The organism is Nostoc sp. CCY 9925 (assembly GCF_963920935.1).
Taxonomy (GTDB): Bacteria; Cyanobacteriota; Cyanobacteriia; order Cyanobacteriales; family Nostocaceae; genus Nostoc.
Genome location: NZ_CAWUDO010000151.1, coordinates 1 through 14,515, shown reverse-complemented (window position 1 = coordinate 14,515; position 14,515 = coordinate 1). Strand labels below are relative to the sequence as shown.

Below are 14,515 nucleotides of genomic sequence, written 5' to 3'. Positions count from 1 at the left end.
CCCTTTTCCTGCACCCTCTTGACAAAAGTGCAATCACTCTAACCTCTTACCGATGGCTGAGTACTGAGTGCTGAGTGCTGAGTTAGAAGTTAAGAGTTTGGTTTTGAATTGGAATGTGTTTCTTGCATATTTTGCGGGAGCGAAAAACGCGCCCGTGAGAGCAATATCCTCAAGCATCACAATACATCCTTGACTCAAAAAAAACCTCATTTACCATTAGAAAAATTTCTAATTAATGAATTATAACCACAGAGATTTTGTGAAGAAATCTAGAGGGATAATCGTTGTCGATGAAGACAAACTAAACATTTATTGGAAAGACCCTACTCCAATAAAACCTTGGCAGCCCAAAATACAACTCAAGCCGTATCAGGAACTTTCACAAATATTTGTTGATATCGAAACGGCAGGAATAAACCCATTTGAAAGCCGGATTTATGCTATTGGCTGTATGGATTCAAGGGGATATTCTACTATTTTCATGGATATCTCAGAAGCTAAAATACTGACCAAATTTATCAACCATCTCAGTAAAAGAAATCCAGATGTAATTTTCACATATAACGGGATGGCATTTGATATTCCATTTATTATTACTCGATGCAACTTGCACGGTATAAAACACCCATTTCAAGTTGCATCTAAATCTCGGACTATTCGTACCGCCCAAGTACGGGGTGAGCCACTAAAAATTCAGGAGGTATTCATCCGAAATAGCCAACACGTAGACATTTATATCTGCATTCTGAGGTGGGATTTCATAGCCAAAAAGCTAACTAACGGCAGATCGCTCAAAAAAGCTGTATTGGACATGGGACTGCGCCAGAACACTAGGCTAGTTCTTCCCTATGAAGAAATCCTCGGTTGTTGGAAAGATGGCCCCAACAGTAAGGGATGGAAACGCCTAAAAGAGTATCTTATTTACGACCTCGAAGACACCCGGCTAATTGCGAATAGTCTTGTACCCTCATACTATTATGAAGCACTAATTGTACCGGAAATGAATCTCCAGCAGCTAACACTTGCTGGTAATGGTACTAAATGGGAGCGAATATTTGAGCATCATTATCCAGGCTATAAACCAAAACCCGATCGCAAGTACAAATTTCAAGGAGGAATGGCTTACTCTATTCCTGGACTGTATAGAAGGGTTGGATATGCAGATATTAGCTCAATGCACCCTTGGGCAATGCTAGACAAAGGTATTTGCTCAATTAAAGATACAGAACGTATTGGGCTAAGTATCCTGCAATATTTGGTGAATGAAAAATTTAGGTTGGAACAACTTGCATCTGCTGGAGATATTGCTGCCAAGGAAAAAAGAGAATCCGTCAAGGTTTTAGCTAACTCCGAGTTTGGATTCTTCGGTACCTCTGAACTCGCCTTCAATGATATGGAGGCTGCTGCATTAGTTACAGCCTACAGTCGAAAAGTACTCAAGCTAATGATCGAAATTATCACTCGGCACGGTGGTACTCCTGTGGAAGTTGACACTGATGGAGTGTTTTTCACACATCCGAACCCAGAGGAGGTACGTAGTTTACTTCAATCTCAATTGCCTAAAGGGATAACTGTCAAGCTAGAGTTTATCGCTGACGCTATGTTTATCCCCGAACGGGGAACCAAAAATTACCTTTTATGGCTTCCAGACGGGAAAATTATCACTAAAGGCAACTGGCGCAACCGCGATCGCTCTCAACTGGAGAAAGAGTTTTCTATTGAGTATTTAACCCTGCTAATTCAAAATGTATCAGTAGCAGAAGATTATTATGCACACATCAAATCCCAAATTTTATCAAGGGAATATCCAAAAGAAAAACTTGCAATCACACGCAAGATTAAAGAGAGCGAAAAAGAAATCCTCAAACTAGGGAAACCTGGAGATGTAGTCACTTACTATTACGGAATTATTGGCATAACTAATATCAGTAGTAATGAGAATTATTCACGTCAATACTATCTTCACCTTATTGAAAAAAGGCGAGAAGAAATTCTCAAAATAGCTGCTCCTACAACACTAGAAAGTAACAAACGTCAGTTATCTCTTTTCTAAATGAACAAAGTTGAGATTTTAGGTAAATTTTGAAGGCATTAAATATAAAGGTTTTTCAAATTCATACATTCTCACTTGTCTGTAACTAATGAAAAATAAATCCTCTTCTCGCAAGCCCAGGCTCAATAAAAAACAAAGGGCTTGGGTAAACTCATTCCTTTCGTCTCATCCTAATGCCAGAGTTAGAACTATCTACGAATTGGATGGCGATCGCGTAGTTCAAATTGAGTGGTGGGAAAACACAAACCCAGTAATATTAGACCCAAAAACTTACATTCAAGGAATTATCAGCTACAACATGTGGGTCAAACTAAGAAAGTCTGGCGACCCTAGGAAAACAGCTGAGTTTTCTTATCGCATTACCCCACCAGAAAAACGAAGTGCATCATGGCACTTAACAGGCCAACTCTCTCTAGAACTCCCCCAATGTTACGAAGTTACAGAACCAAACAACCCAGTTATCATTAAACCAAAAAGGAGAAATACTAAAACCAAAGAAGTTAAAAAATTTCTTCAATATACTCTTCCTTTATCAGAGACTAGTGTTCAACTTCATCCTACAAATATAAAAGATGATGGTGTTACTCTATCTGGACAAGAAATATTACTAGAAAACACACCACACCTAAATTTAGGCACTGGTAAAGACACTAAACTTCCCGAAGCCATAGTCAAAATTCTCTCAGAGAAACAAGCCAGCTTAAAGGAATGGGAAACAGCTATTACACTATACGAGGTAGCTGGTTCTAGTGGAGTAATATAGTATCTTCAACAGTTAGATTCTTGGCGCAAATACTTGGGTAATAAACCAGTAGATAACCATATTGATAAAGACTCAATTCAAAATTTCGTACAACCAGTACAAACTTAAGTAAGTGTTTACTGGTCACACATAATAAATACCAAGCAAGCAGAAAGAGTTAATACTAACTCTTCTTTTAACCAAATTCGGCGGAATTTCCCTTCCTCAGCCGTTCGCGCTTTGCGTTCCCGTTCGCGTAGCGTCTCCGAAGGAGAAGGGTAGACAGGGAGGGGATGGATAGCCGGACAACAACGATGCCATCCCCGACTAATATCAACTACAGGTTGATTAAGAAGTGGGGTGGTTGAGGAGTTATCAATTATTTTGTTTTATTTGTTTACTGGAAAATGTATTTCATAGTAAAATATGCAAATAAAGAAGGTGATATTGAGTGTTGCACAAAGCTATTCAAGTCCGTTTATATCCAACAAAAGAGCAAGAAATACTATTGGCACAAACATTTGGGTGTGCAAGATGGTGGTGGAACTTTGCGCTAAATAAGTCAATTGAGACTTACAAAGAAACGGGTAAAGGACTTGGGCAAGTAGCACTCAATTCACTTTTACCACAACTCAAAAAAGCAGAAGATACAAAGTGGTTAGCTGATTGCTATAGCCAAGTTTTACAAGCTACTACGCTCAACCTAACTACTGCATACAAGAACTTCTTTGAAAAACGTGCTGGATTCCCTAAATTCAAATCCAAGCATGGAAAACAGTCTGTCCAGTACCCTCAGAATGTCAAAATTGTAGATGGTGACGTTAAACTTCCCGGTAACATAGGGATAATCAAAGCCAAAATACATCGACCAATTGAGGGGAAAATTAAGACTGTTACAGTTAGCAAGACTCCATCCGGCAAGTATCTTGCATCTATATTGACTGAGATAGAAGGAGATAAACCATCAACCTCAGAAGGTAAAATCTACGGAATTGATTTAGGTCTGAAACACTTTGCTGTCGTAAGTGATGGCAAGAAAGTTTCTAAGTATGACAATCCTAAACATATTGCAAAGCACGAAAAAAAACTCAAACTTAAGCAACGGAAACTATCACGTAAAGTAAAAGGAAGCAAATCAAGAAATAAATATAGAAAACTTGTTGCCAAAGTGTACGAACGAGTTAGTAACTCACGGCAAGATTTTTTGCATAAACTTAGTTACAAGTTAGTCAGCGATAGCCAAGCTGTTATAGTAGAAAATCTTCATATCAAAGGTATGGTTCGTAATCACAATTTGGCGAAAGCAATATCTGATTGCGGATGGGGCATGTTCACTAACTTTCTATCTTATAAACTAGAACGCAAAGGCGGGAAACTAGTAGAAATTGATAGATGGTTCCCTAGTTCAAAACTCTGCCATGTTTGTTTTTATCAGATAGGTGAGATGCCACTAGATGTTAGAGAGTGGGATTGTCCTAATTGCAAAACTTACCATGATCGTGATGAAAACGCTAGTCACAACATACGAGCAGAAGGAATCAGAATGCTAAAGGCGGAAGGTTCAGCCGTCTCTGCTGTAGGAGGAGAAGTAAGACCAAAGCTTGGACGAAAGTCTAAACTAAGGCATTCTCCTGTGAGTACAGAAGCCCCGCCTTCAGGCGAAGCCAAGGCGGGGTAGTTCACCCACTGCTTATAACTAACGCATGATAATTAGATGTTTATCTAATCTGTGATGCCAGTATACCTATACTACGGCGAAGATACCTATTCGCTCAATCAAAAAATTAACCATTTGGTGAATCAAAATGTTCATGCTGAATGGAAAGATTTCAACTACATCAAGCTATTTGGAAATGAGAAAAATATTGCTGCCAAGGTTTTTACTGAGGTTATGACGTTACCCTTTGGAGAGGGTAATAAAATTGTTCATACAGATAGCGATCATTTAATTGGAAGTTTATCAAATGAGGATAATTACCAAGAACTTGAAAATCAACTTTCTCGAATACCTGCAAGTAACATTCTTTTAATTACTAGTAGCAAAAAGCCAGATTCCCGCAGAACAGTAGTCAAAACTATCCTAAAATATGCTCAACAAGAAGAGTTTCCTCTCGTTCCTTGTTGGGATAAAAAGGGGATAGTTAGTTTGATAGGGAAGTATGCAGCTATCCATCAAGTTAAACTTACACCGGATGTAACTGATTATCTAGTCGAAGCAATTGGTAATAACACTGCACGAGCCGATAGCGAATTTGCTAAACTTGCTGTCTATGCAAGTGAAAAAATTATTTCCCTTGAGGAGATAAAACAATTAGTTAGTAATCACAATACTGACTACCAAAAGCTTACTATGGCTATGTTAAGGAATCATTCAAACTTGGCAATAGCGCAGGTGGATAAACTACTAGATAATAATGAACATCCACTCAAAATAGTAGCGACTCTTACGTCAGTTTTTCGCACTTGGCTAATAACTAAAGCTGGTGCAGAAGCTAAATTGTCTGACATGAATATTGCAGAAATAGCCGAATTGAAAAACCCTAAAAGATTGTATTACCTCAAAGATGAAATCAAGTTTGTAGGCGTTCAAAAACTAAAAAACAGCCTTACCTTACTTTTACAACTCGAAACGGAACTCAAAAGCGGTACTAACAATTTAACTAGCCGAATTATCGAAATTTGCACGATATGAAAAACGACTTATTTACAGAAATCATCGGACAGCATACCGCCAAACTTTTACTAACTGAAGCAATCGAACGTAATCAAATTGCTCCCGCATACCTATTTAGCAGCGAAGTTGAGGGAGTGGGCAAAGGAAAAACTGCTCTGGCGTTCGCAAATGCGATACTCTCAAAAGGAAGTCGCTCCGCGATCGCAGGAGAATCTAAACATCTAGACATCTTACAAATCAAACCAACCTATACCGAAAACACCTCCCAGCAGAAAAGTGTCCCTGCTATCCGAGTAGAACAGGTGCGTGAGGTAATTGAATTTCTCTCAACTAGTGCAGTCGAGGGCAAGCAAAAGGTGGTGATTATCCACGAAGCAGATATGCTCAACCCTACTGCCGCTAACAAACTTCTCAAGACGCTGGAAGAACCTAAAACTGGAACGTTGATTCTGATATCATACTATCCTCAAAAGCTATTACCCACTATCAAGAGTAGGTGTCAAATAATACCTTTCCATAGGTTAAGTGACAAGGAGATTATTTCTGTCCTTAAAGACCAACAAATTGAGGTAACAGAAAAAATATTAGCTATCAGTTCCGGCAGTCCTGGTCAAGCGATCGCCAACATGACAATGTTAGCTTCAATATCAACAGAAATCACAAGTCAACTCGAAGTACCTCCTGACGATATCCTCAAGGCACTCAGTTTGAGTAACTCCATCTCAAGCTGGAATCACCAAACGCAGTTATGGTTGCTTACTTACCTGCAATACAACTGGTGGCAGAAATTAAAAAGTACTAAGCTACTAGCTAAATTCACTCAAGCAAGAAAGCAATTGCTGCATCACGTTACGCCCAGAAATGTTTGGGATAGCCTACTTCTGCCATAACAAAACACACTCATTATCAAAAAGCACTGCCAGTTAGAAGTATTTCTAGCTGGCAGTATTTGTTTACACATAAAAGATATGAACCAGCAGCACAGCTTATTCGATGTCGAAGAAACCATCCGCAACAGTAAAAACCAAAAAACTAGCGAAATATTAAACCCTAGCACTAGAAAGATACTTCAACTACTAACCAGCCAAGGGATTAACAAAACTGTAACAGCCAGCCTACTCGATCTAGCAGGAGCAAGCCGTGAAATTGTTCAATACATCGCCGGGCCAATTGTCACTCAGCAGAACGGCTGGCAACAGTCAATTCCCACTTGGGTTTGGCGCGCGATCGCAGTTGATAGATTAAATGCAGCTTTACAAGAGATAGACAAGGGAGAAGTAGGTAAACTTGGCTCTAGCAGCGAAGTTGTTGCACTGATGATGCCATTTGCTTTTGAAGCGCCGCTATCATCCCAATGGACAGATGTTTATCTCTGGGCAAGTTATGATGCCCTTTTCAGACACAGACCTTTCAACAATTTTAACTACGAAAACCTGTGGGAGAAGATTGGTACAACTCCGGTTTCGTATGACAAAATCCGCTCTGATTATGAAACCCTGGCTGCTGATATTCGTTCTCGTGTAGTCAAACACGCGGCGAAAGAGGGATGGGGTAAGAAGTCTTCAAATAAAAACAAACACCCTGTTACAGCAACTTCAACTGAAAGTAATACTAAGATGGAGCAATTATCACTGTTCTCATAACTAATTGTTAGTACTTTCTTCAGCGTTCCTCCCAAATTCCTTCCTCTCTTTGTCCGTGAGAGGAGGAAGTTCTTCCTTCTAATAAAAATTGCCTAATTTCTGACACTGATTGACATAAATTCGTCTTGCTGAATCACTTGCCTTTAAATCCTGACGCAAAAGTAATTTAAATGATTTTTCACGCTCCTTCAATTCTTTTGCAGCTACAAGAATTTCTGGTGATATGGCAGGATTTTCATAAGTAAAAGAAAGTTCTTCACTTGATGAATAAACATTTAGTTTATTGCCAGCAGTTTGAGTTAGAAGACGCTGAGTATTATACGAACGCCATAGACCTAACTTTTCGCGCCGTAGTGACTCAATTTCAACCTCACCAACTCGATCTGGGGTACTGCGCCGCACGTAGACAAAACAAGCTTTATCAGCCACTACAGTCAAACTCACTTTTACATTATTACCATCAAAATAAAACGAGTTAATTAATTCGTTCTCTGCACTAACTTCTCCAAGCTTCTCTTTATTTGATAAATCAGGTAACACTTCTGAATTTAACGACGGCGTAGCATTACTAACATTAGTTGAGGATAATGAAGGCGTAGGTGAAGGATTTGATTCTATAGCTGAAACTTTATCTTCTTTTTCTGGAGATGAACATCCAACTAGTAAGAATAATAATCCTATAAATAAATATTTTTTCATAAATATAAATTTGTCTTTATTAACCAACAGCAGAATATTAATTATTGTTTTCCATTCAAACGACCTGTTTGATAAAACTCAAGCAGGTTAGGGAAAGCTTTTTGTAGCAACCATTTCCGCCCAATTTCTGATTCGGGAATATTTGAAGCAGCCATGTAATAACCACTTCTGTAAGCAGCTACACCTAAACAAGCTTGTAGGCTATATATAGCCCGTGAAGAAGTTGGAACAGCCATCAAATCTTGTATATGACTGGGACGATAATTTTGTCCTACCAGCAAAAAATAAACTAAAGTATGTACCAACCGGGATAAGACAACTGTTCGGTCTTGCCAACGTTCTAAATGAGACTTAATACAGAAGTAATTAGGTAAATCAGCTGCTTGAGATTCATCAAGGAACAAATCGCTTTGGCTTTCGATAAAATTAGAATCCAGACCTATAAACTGTTTGAGAAAAACAAGCATTTTGCCCCAACGCTCGTGTTCCTTAGTTTCAGGAGAGAATGCACCTTCTGAATACTGTGAACCATACTTTTCTTGAAGCTGTGCAACTGCCTCTTGATTGATATCATCTTGCCAGCCAGATTCAACAAAAAACTCTTTTAAAATATCTTGCAAGTAGATGGATGAAAACTCACAAATATCTGGTGCTTCATCGTCAAAATCATGTTCATAAGTATTAATAAGGAATTTCTCTAATTTGATTTCTAGCTCTTGCTTTCTATTAACTGGCAGTAATGATTTAGCGTCTTCTAATGATAAAGGAAAATCTAAATAAGGATGACCTTTGGCTAAGTAAGAATCACTCAAATCTGCCAAACTTTCAAGCGCAATAGTCCGGGCAAAAAACTCATCTTGTGGGTGTACGCATATCCCGTCTAATTCTTTATCCACCAACATCATAGTAATTGCCAGTAGAGCAAACCATGAGGCATCGTGCAAACAAGTCGGTAAATCAGCAATTAAATCTACTAACTTTAGTTCTAGAATTTCTTCCCAAACGCCTATCCTAGCGGTATTAGAAATATCACAAAAATGCTCAACCTCTTCTCCAACAGATGTTTCTCCTAACCACGTGAGATTTTCGACTAACAAAGGTGAAGAGTAGTCAGGAGTTAGCTGATTTTGGCTGTCTTCATCGAACTGTATCCACATCAAAGCCAAGAGCATCAGCTTACAAATACTTACTCGCTTCAGGAGAAGATATTCAAGCATAAGTCATTACTTATAATTTTTAGATACATACCACGCTAATTGCGATCCCACCATAGCACAGGATAATTAGCCGTTCCTTAGTAAAAACCACAATGCTATGAGAAACAGGAATCAAAAATAACTCATAAGTATGAAGCAAAAAGTGTGCTTTAAAGAAAACAATTCGTCAAAATGATAAATCCTAAAAGAACTAATGCTGACGCAGCAATAAAAGAAATATATCAATTCTCGCGTTATGAACTATATCAACAAAGTCATGCTAGTTGGCAGATGTGGACAAGAACCCGATCTGAAATATTTCGAGTCGGGTGCAGTTAAAGCTTCAATCTCTATTGCAGTAAGACCGCCCTACAGAAGTGAACAAGCCCTTTGGTTTGATTTAGTCGCTTGGGGAAATCAAGCAGAAGTGATTGGAAATTACGTTCGTAAAGGGACTCAGATTGCAATTACTGGTGAATTTGGATTTGATCGTTGGGCTGATAAAAATTCTGGCACTATGCGGCAAAAGCCTGTAATCACAATCAACACCATCGAATTACTAGGTTCACGCCGTAAGGAAGAATCTACATCTACTTCTTTACCAAACGAAACACAGGCTGTAGCTAACGCAAATTTCTAGAAAGTTACAAATCGCTTATGCAGTATACATCATAGGCGATTAACCATCTAATCAATCTACAAATCAAACGACCATGATTCATAATACTGCAACTATTAATCTTAAATCAGTGAACACAACCCACGACAAAGAAGGTTCCTTGATTGCTTTTGGAATTGCTGAATTCTACTATCGTTCAAAGGAAGGAGTCGTTACTGACGAGATACCATTCCGTTCCAAGGGCGCACCTGCTGTCGTTATCAACGAACAGGGGGAAGGCGTACATGGTACAGCAGAAGGATATCTTGATTTAGTAGTGGATAACAGGGGTGAGTACAAAGAAAAAATTGCCACATTCGTAATTAGAAACTTTATCTCAACACAACCGATTAACGAACTCACCCAAGTTAGCAAAAACTCTCACTCGCCTGAAACTCCCGATTTTGCCAAAGAACTACTCGAAGATAACGTTACTTCGACAAATGAAGACCTAGACGAAGATCCTCCATTTTAGAACCAACTAACAGAATAATGCTAGTCCAGACAGGCTTACTGGTTTGAACTAGCGTTATTTTTTTCAAAAATCCAAAATAAAAATCCACTGTTTGGTAGAATCGCTGACATGGGTTCACAAAATCGCTTCATTAATATATGTCATCAACCAAAATAATTGCCACTTTCAATCAGTCAGGTGGTGCAGCTAAAACGACTATTACACACAATCTTGGATACCACCTTGCTAAAAAACACCGTGTACTGCTTGTGGATATGGACCCACAAGCATCACTAACAGCTTTTATGGGATTAGGGGAAGTCAAGCTGCAAACTGAACAAACTATCTATGGTGCGATCGCTGAAGAAACTCCCCTGTATATATGGGAAAAACCTATTCACGGGATGCACTTGGTACCAACAAATATCCAATTGGCAGGTACGGAGCAAAAAATTTTTCATGACTTGACCATCGACAACCGCCAACGGCTCAAGTTTGTGCTATCAAATGTACTTGACCAGTATGATTATATTTTGATTGATTGCCCGCCTTCTCTAGGAATCCTAAGCATTATGAGCTTAGTCGCTGCTTCACACGTTATTATTCCTGTTGAAACGCAATATAAGTGCTATCTTGGCACCAACCAACTGCTAGAAACAATTGCCCGACTCAAAAAAGGAGGACACCAGAAATTACAAATTGCCTGTATAATTCCAACCAAATACGATAATCGTAATCTTCAAGACACAGGAATACTGGAAGAAATTAAACAACAGGTTGAAGGACGGATACACGTTACTGCCCCCATTCCTAAATCAACAGCTTTTCCTGACGCAACCCAAGCACATCTACCACTTGCACTCCACAAGAAAAACCACCCCGCAGTTAGCATACTCGAAGAAATTACAAAATATATTACTCAACTATGAGCCAAAAACGCGAACTAGAAAAACTAACCGGACTGGATAATTTATTTGGAGATGACGAAGAAAAATCTTTATCCGATTCCACTTTACCCTTATCTCAAATTATCCTTCCGCCAAGTCAGCCCCGTCGCTATTTTGACCCCATAAAACTCAAATCACTCGCTGACAGCATCAAGGAAGTGGGGTTACTAGAACCCATTGTCGTTAGAAAGCTTCAGGAAGACAAGTACGAGCTAGTAGCTGGTGAACGCCGTCTCAAAGCTTGTGAAATCGCAAAACTTCAAGAAATCCCTGTAGTCATTATTGAATGCGACGAGAAAAAAGCTCGTAAACTACGCTTAGTTGAAAACCTCCAAAGGGAAGACCTCAATGCTTATGAAGAAACTATCGGAATTCTCGAATTACTAGCCGAAGAACTCGATGTTGACCAAGAGACAGTGGTCAAACTGCTCTATGACATGAATAACGAAAGCAAAGGTAATTCTAACCATAACGTTATGGTTAGTGATGAAGGACGAATCATACAAGATGTATTCTTGAGGTTAGGAAAAATTACTTGGCAGTCATTTGTAGCCAATCGTCTTCCTTTACTCAAACTCCATTTAGATATCCAAACTGCACTGCAAAAAGGCGAAATTGAATATACAAAAGCTAAGGAAATCAACCGGATAAAAAATGATGATGAAAGACAGAAAGTCTTAAATAAAGCGATCGCAGAAAGTTTATCACTATCTGAAATTAGGATTCTAGTAGGAAATATTCTTCAGCAACAGTCAGAAAGTAAACCATCATCTCATAACCAAGAGCAAAAAGAAAAAGCTGACAAAATATACAAAGCACTTAGAAAAAGTAAAATTTGGAATGATGAGAAAAAGCTAAAAAAAATTAATAAGCTTTTTGCTCAAATTGAAGCACTTCTAGAAGAAGAAAACAAAGATGATCCTTCTTTACAGCAAAGTAGTCTAGTCTCGGAGAACTCTTTGTAAAAGGTACTGGATGGCTAGAAGTCAACTTATACATTAAGTCATTATTAGAAAGTATATTAACTTAGGATTTCTAAATAGCCATCCGTTCCATTAACCCGAATTCTCTGTCCGTCATCGATCAGTTTGGTAGCATTATCCACTCCAACAACTGCACTTATGCCATATTCACGTGCGATAACTGCTCCATGTGTCATTAGACCACCAACTTCGGTAACTAGGCCTTTTATGGATACAAACAATGGTGTCCAGCTAGGGTCAGTAAAGGCGGTGACTAATATATCTCCATCTTCTAGATCGGCATCTTCCATGTTTAAGATGACACGCGCTCGTCCCTCTATAACTCCGGAGGAAACAGGTAGACCTACAATAGCTTCGGCTGGAAGATTTGAGCGTTTGTATCGACCTGCAATGATTTCACCATCAGACGTAATAACACGTGGGGGAGTTAGTTTTTCATATAATTTGTACTCATCTTTTCGTTTGCCGATCATCCGGTAATCAATTTTATTTGTGCCTACGACTGAGCGAAGTTCTTCAAAAGTGAGATAGTATATATCTTCTTTTTCATGAATAACGCCCGCTTGTAAGAGTTGTTCGGCTTCTTTGAGTAAAGCTTTCTTATAAACAAAGTAGCGATTAATCATGCCGTATTTTGGATATTCACGATAACCGATGAAATTCCGGATTAAGCCGATCATTCGTTTTGTCTGTTCGGCCTTTTGTTCACCATCCGGTAATTGCTGCAATCGCTCTAATAACTCTTGTTCTTTTTTCAAAGCTGACTGTCGCCCTTGCTCAAATTTGCGCTCGCCTGCACCAGGCTCAAAGTTTTTGATGTGACTGAGAATCATGGGGACAAGTGTAGTTGGTTTTTCACTCCAACGAGGTCTTGTAATATCGATTTCTCCGGCACATCGCATTCCGTATTTGTTGAGATAAGCATAGATAGCGTCTTGGGTTTCCTTTCCGCCATTAAACTTAACCAATTCATCCAAAAAGCTATCATCTTTTACTTGTTGTAAATAATCAATTACTTCAGGATAAGGACGAATCACATCTGCGACATCCAATAGTTCCAGACCCATAAACGAAGTAATATTGTTGGGTACAGATTGAGAAAGCGTGTCTGCTACGTTTTTTTCATCTAACCACTCCTGCATTTTTTCATTGATCCACGATGAAGCATTCATAGCAGTCATAATCACGCCAAAACTTTGTGGATCGGATAAACTCTTCTTTAATTTCTGGATATCTTCTTGAATAAAATCAATCAGATCCGCTCCTGATTTCGTCTGGATGTTCTGTTTTAACTCGTCTATCGATGTTTGACTACGCCCAATCAAATCAGAAACGATCGCCGGATCGTATTCGGTCAGCGTTTGAAAATCCAAAGACGATGCGCCCTGATTGCTGTTACCAGAACTCTGTTGTTGCTTGTCATCTGGTAACAATTTTATGAAATCTCCCCGCTCTAGTATGGTCATAAGTGCGTCCCTGATCAGCGGATCGGATTTTCCCAAAACATCTACCAGAATTATTCTTCTCACAGGTGAAGCCAAATCATGGGTGACATCAACAAACAACCTTCCACCAGCTTGATACATGGGGCGAGCAGCTGTTAACTGGAATAAAGACAATCCCAATGGTTTGATGGGGTCAGTCATCATTTGTTGATGACCAACAGATACATAGACGTGATTTTCGCGATCGTTTGCTTCAGGAATGGGATATAAAGTCGTGATGGGGCGACTCTGGACAATATAAAATGTATCATTAACCAAACACCATTCTATGTCCTGGGGGTGTCCGAAATGTTCTTCAATCTTCCTACCGATGCGCTCAAGCTGCAAAATCTGCTCGTCTGTCAGCGCTTGCCTATTCTGCCGTTCAGGCTCAATCTCCTGTTCTTTTGTACCGCCATCTTTTAAGGCGTAAATAGCCAGTTTCTTAATAGATATCTTTTTATCGATCGCTTTGCCGTTACACACTTTATAGATATCAGCATTCACCAGACCTCTGACCAAGGCTTCACCAAGTCCGAAGCCTGCATCAATGGATAACACCTTCCGATTAAAAGTGACGGGATCGGCAGTAAACAAAATTCCTGCCACCTGCCCAAAGACCATCTTCTGAACAACCACAGACAGGTGGACTTTACGGTGGTCGAAGCCGTTTTGAAGGCGGTACATTACTGCTCTCTCAGTAAATAGCGATGCCCAGCACTTGCTGATATGCTGATAAATTGCTTCCTTCCCGATAATATTTAAATACGTATCCTGCTGTCCTGCAAAGGAGGCTATCGGTAAATCCTCAGCAGTTGCGCTGGATCGTACTGCATAGGCATTTTTTTCTCCAAGCCTAGAGAGAAGGCGGGCGATCTCTTCATTAATATCTTGAGGAATGGCTATCCCTTCGATGAAAGAGCGAATCGGGAGCAACGCGATTTTGTGAGGTTGGGTGAAAAAGGTGCGATCGCTAACAACT

At 39.4% G+C, this 14,515-nt stretch carries 13 protein-coding genes; 10 read left to right on the top strand and 3 right to left on the bottom strand.

The genetic code is table 11. The annotated features are described in order from the left end of the window. Window positions 1-235: 235 nt before the first annotated feature. The 6 genes from ACM0OY_RS36855 to ACM0OY_RS36830 all read left to right on the top strand — a co-directional run bounded on the left by ACM0OY_RS36855 (window position 236) and on the right by ACM0OY_RS36830 (window position 7,112). Window positions 236-2,053, top strand: coding sequence for a 3'-5' exonuclease (locus tag ACM0OY_RS36855; protein WP_414573671.1), 1,818 nt, complete (start codon window positions 236-238; stop codon window positions 2,051-2,053). Between the two features lie 88 nt (window positions 2,054-2,141). Beyond that, window positions 2,142-2,816: a hypothetical protein gene (locus ACM0OY_RS36850; protein ID WP_414573670.1), complete on the top strand. Its 675-nt coding sequence runs from the start codon at window positions 2,142-2,144 to the stop codon at window positions 2,814-2,816. A gap of 430 nt (window positions 2,817-3,246) precedes the next feature. Then, window positions 3,247-4,473: an RNA-guided endonuclease InsQ/TnpB family protein gene (locus ACM0OY_RS36845; protein ID WP_414573669.1), complete on the top strand. Its 1,227-nt coding sequence runs from the start codon at window positions 3,247-3,249 to the stop codon at window positions 4,471-4,473. Between the two features lie 54 nt (window positions 4,474-4,527). Beyond that, window positions 4,528-5,487: a DNA polymerase III subunit delta gene (gene holA / locus ACM0OY_RS36840; RefSeq protein WP_414573668.1), complete on the top strand. Its 960-nt coding sequence runs from the start codon at window positions 4,528-4,530 to the stop codon at window positions 5,485-5,487. Then, window positions 5,484-6,359: an AAA family ATPase gene (locus ACM0OY_RS36835; RefSeq protein WP_414573667.1), complete on the top strand. Its 876-nt coding sequence runs from the start codon at window positions 5,484-5,486 to the stop codon at window positions 6,357-6,359. The genes holA and ACM0OY_RS36835 overlap by 4 nt, the downstream gene beginning before the upstream one ends. Window positions 6,360-6,437: 78 nt before the next feature. Continuing rightward, window positions 6,438-7,112: a hypothetical protein gene (locus tag ACM0OY_RS36830; protein ID WP_414573666.1), complete on the top strand. Its 675-nt coding sequence runs from the start codon at window positions 6,438-6,440 to the stop codon at window positions 7,110-7,112. A gap of 78 nt (window positions 7,113-7,190) precedes the next feature. Here the strand turns inward: ACM0OY_RS36830 and ACM0OY_RS36825 are convergent, their stop codons facing one another. Continuing rightward, entirely contained in the window at window positions 7,191-7,838 is a 648-nt protein-coding gene (locus ACM0OY_RS36825) for a hypothetical protein (protein ID WP_414573665.1), read from the bottom strand. Window positions 7,839-7,852: 14 nt separating this feature from the next. Then, entirely contained in the window at window positions 7,853-9,028 is a 1,176-nt protein-coding gene (locus ACM0OY_RS36820) for a hypothetical protein (protein WP_414573664.1), read from the bottom strand. A 235-nt stretch (window positions 9,029-9,263) separates the two neighbouring features. Between ACM0OY_RS36820 and ssb the strand changes: the two genes are divergently transcribed. The 4 genes from ssb (at window position 9,264) to ACM0OY_RS36800 (ending at window position 12,031) form a co-directional block, all read left to right on the top strand. Continuing rightward, the gene (ssb, locus tag ACM0OY_RS36815) at window positions 9,264-9,647 is read left to right on the top strand and encodes a single-stranded DNA-binding protein (RefSeq protein ID WP_414573663.1); all 384 of its coding nucleotides are present in this window, start codon (window positions 9,264-9,266) and stop codon (window positions 9,645-9,647) included. 73 nt (window positions 9,648-9,720) lie between these two features. Further along, window positions 9,721-10,140: a hypothetical protein gene (locus tag ACM0OY_RS36810; RefSeq protein ID WP_414573662.1), complete on the top strand. Its 420-nt coding sequence runs from the start codon at window positions 9,721-9,723 to the stop codon at window positions 10,138-10,140. Window positions 10,141-10,277: 137 nt separating this feature from the next. Beyond that, window positions 10,278-11,048, top strand: coding sequence for a ParA family protein (locus ACM0OY_RS36805; RefSeq protein ID WP_193880371.1), 771 nt, complete (start codon window positions 10,278-10,280; stop codon window positions 11,046-11,048). Further along, window positions 11,045-12,031: a ParB/RepB/Spo0J family partition protein gene (locus ACM0OY_RS36800; protein ID WP_414573661.1), complete on the top strand. Its 987-nt coding sequence runs from the start codon at window positions 11,045-11,047 to the stop codon at window positions 12,029-12,031. The genes ACM0OY_RS36805 and ACM0OY_RS36800 overlap by 4 nt, the downstream gene beginning before the upstream one ends. Window positions 12,032-12,087: 56 nt before the next feature. Here the strand turns inward: ACM0OY_RS36800 and ppsA are convergent. Continuing rightward, window positions 12,088-14,515 (bottom strand): phosphoenolpyruvate synthase (ppsA, locus tag ACM0OY_RS36795; protein WP_414573660.1); only part of this gene is annotated, 2,428 nt, incomplete at its 5' end.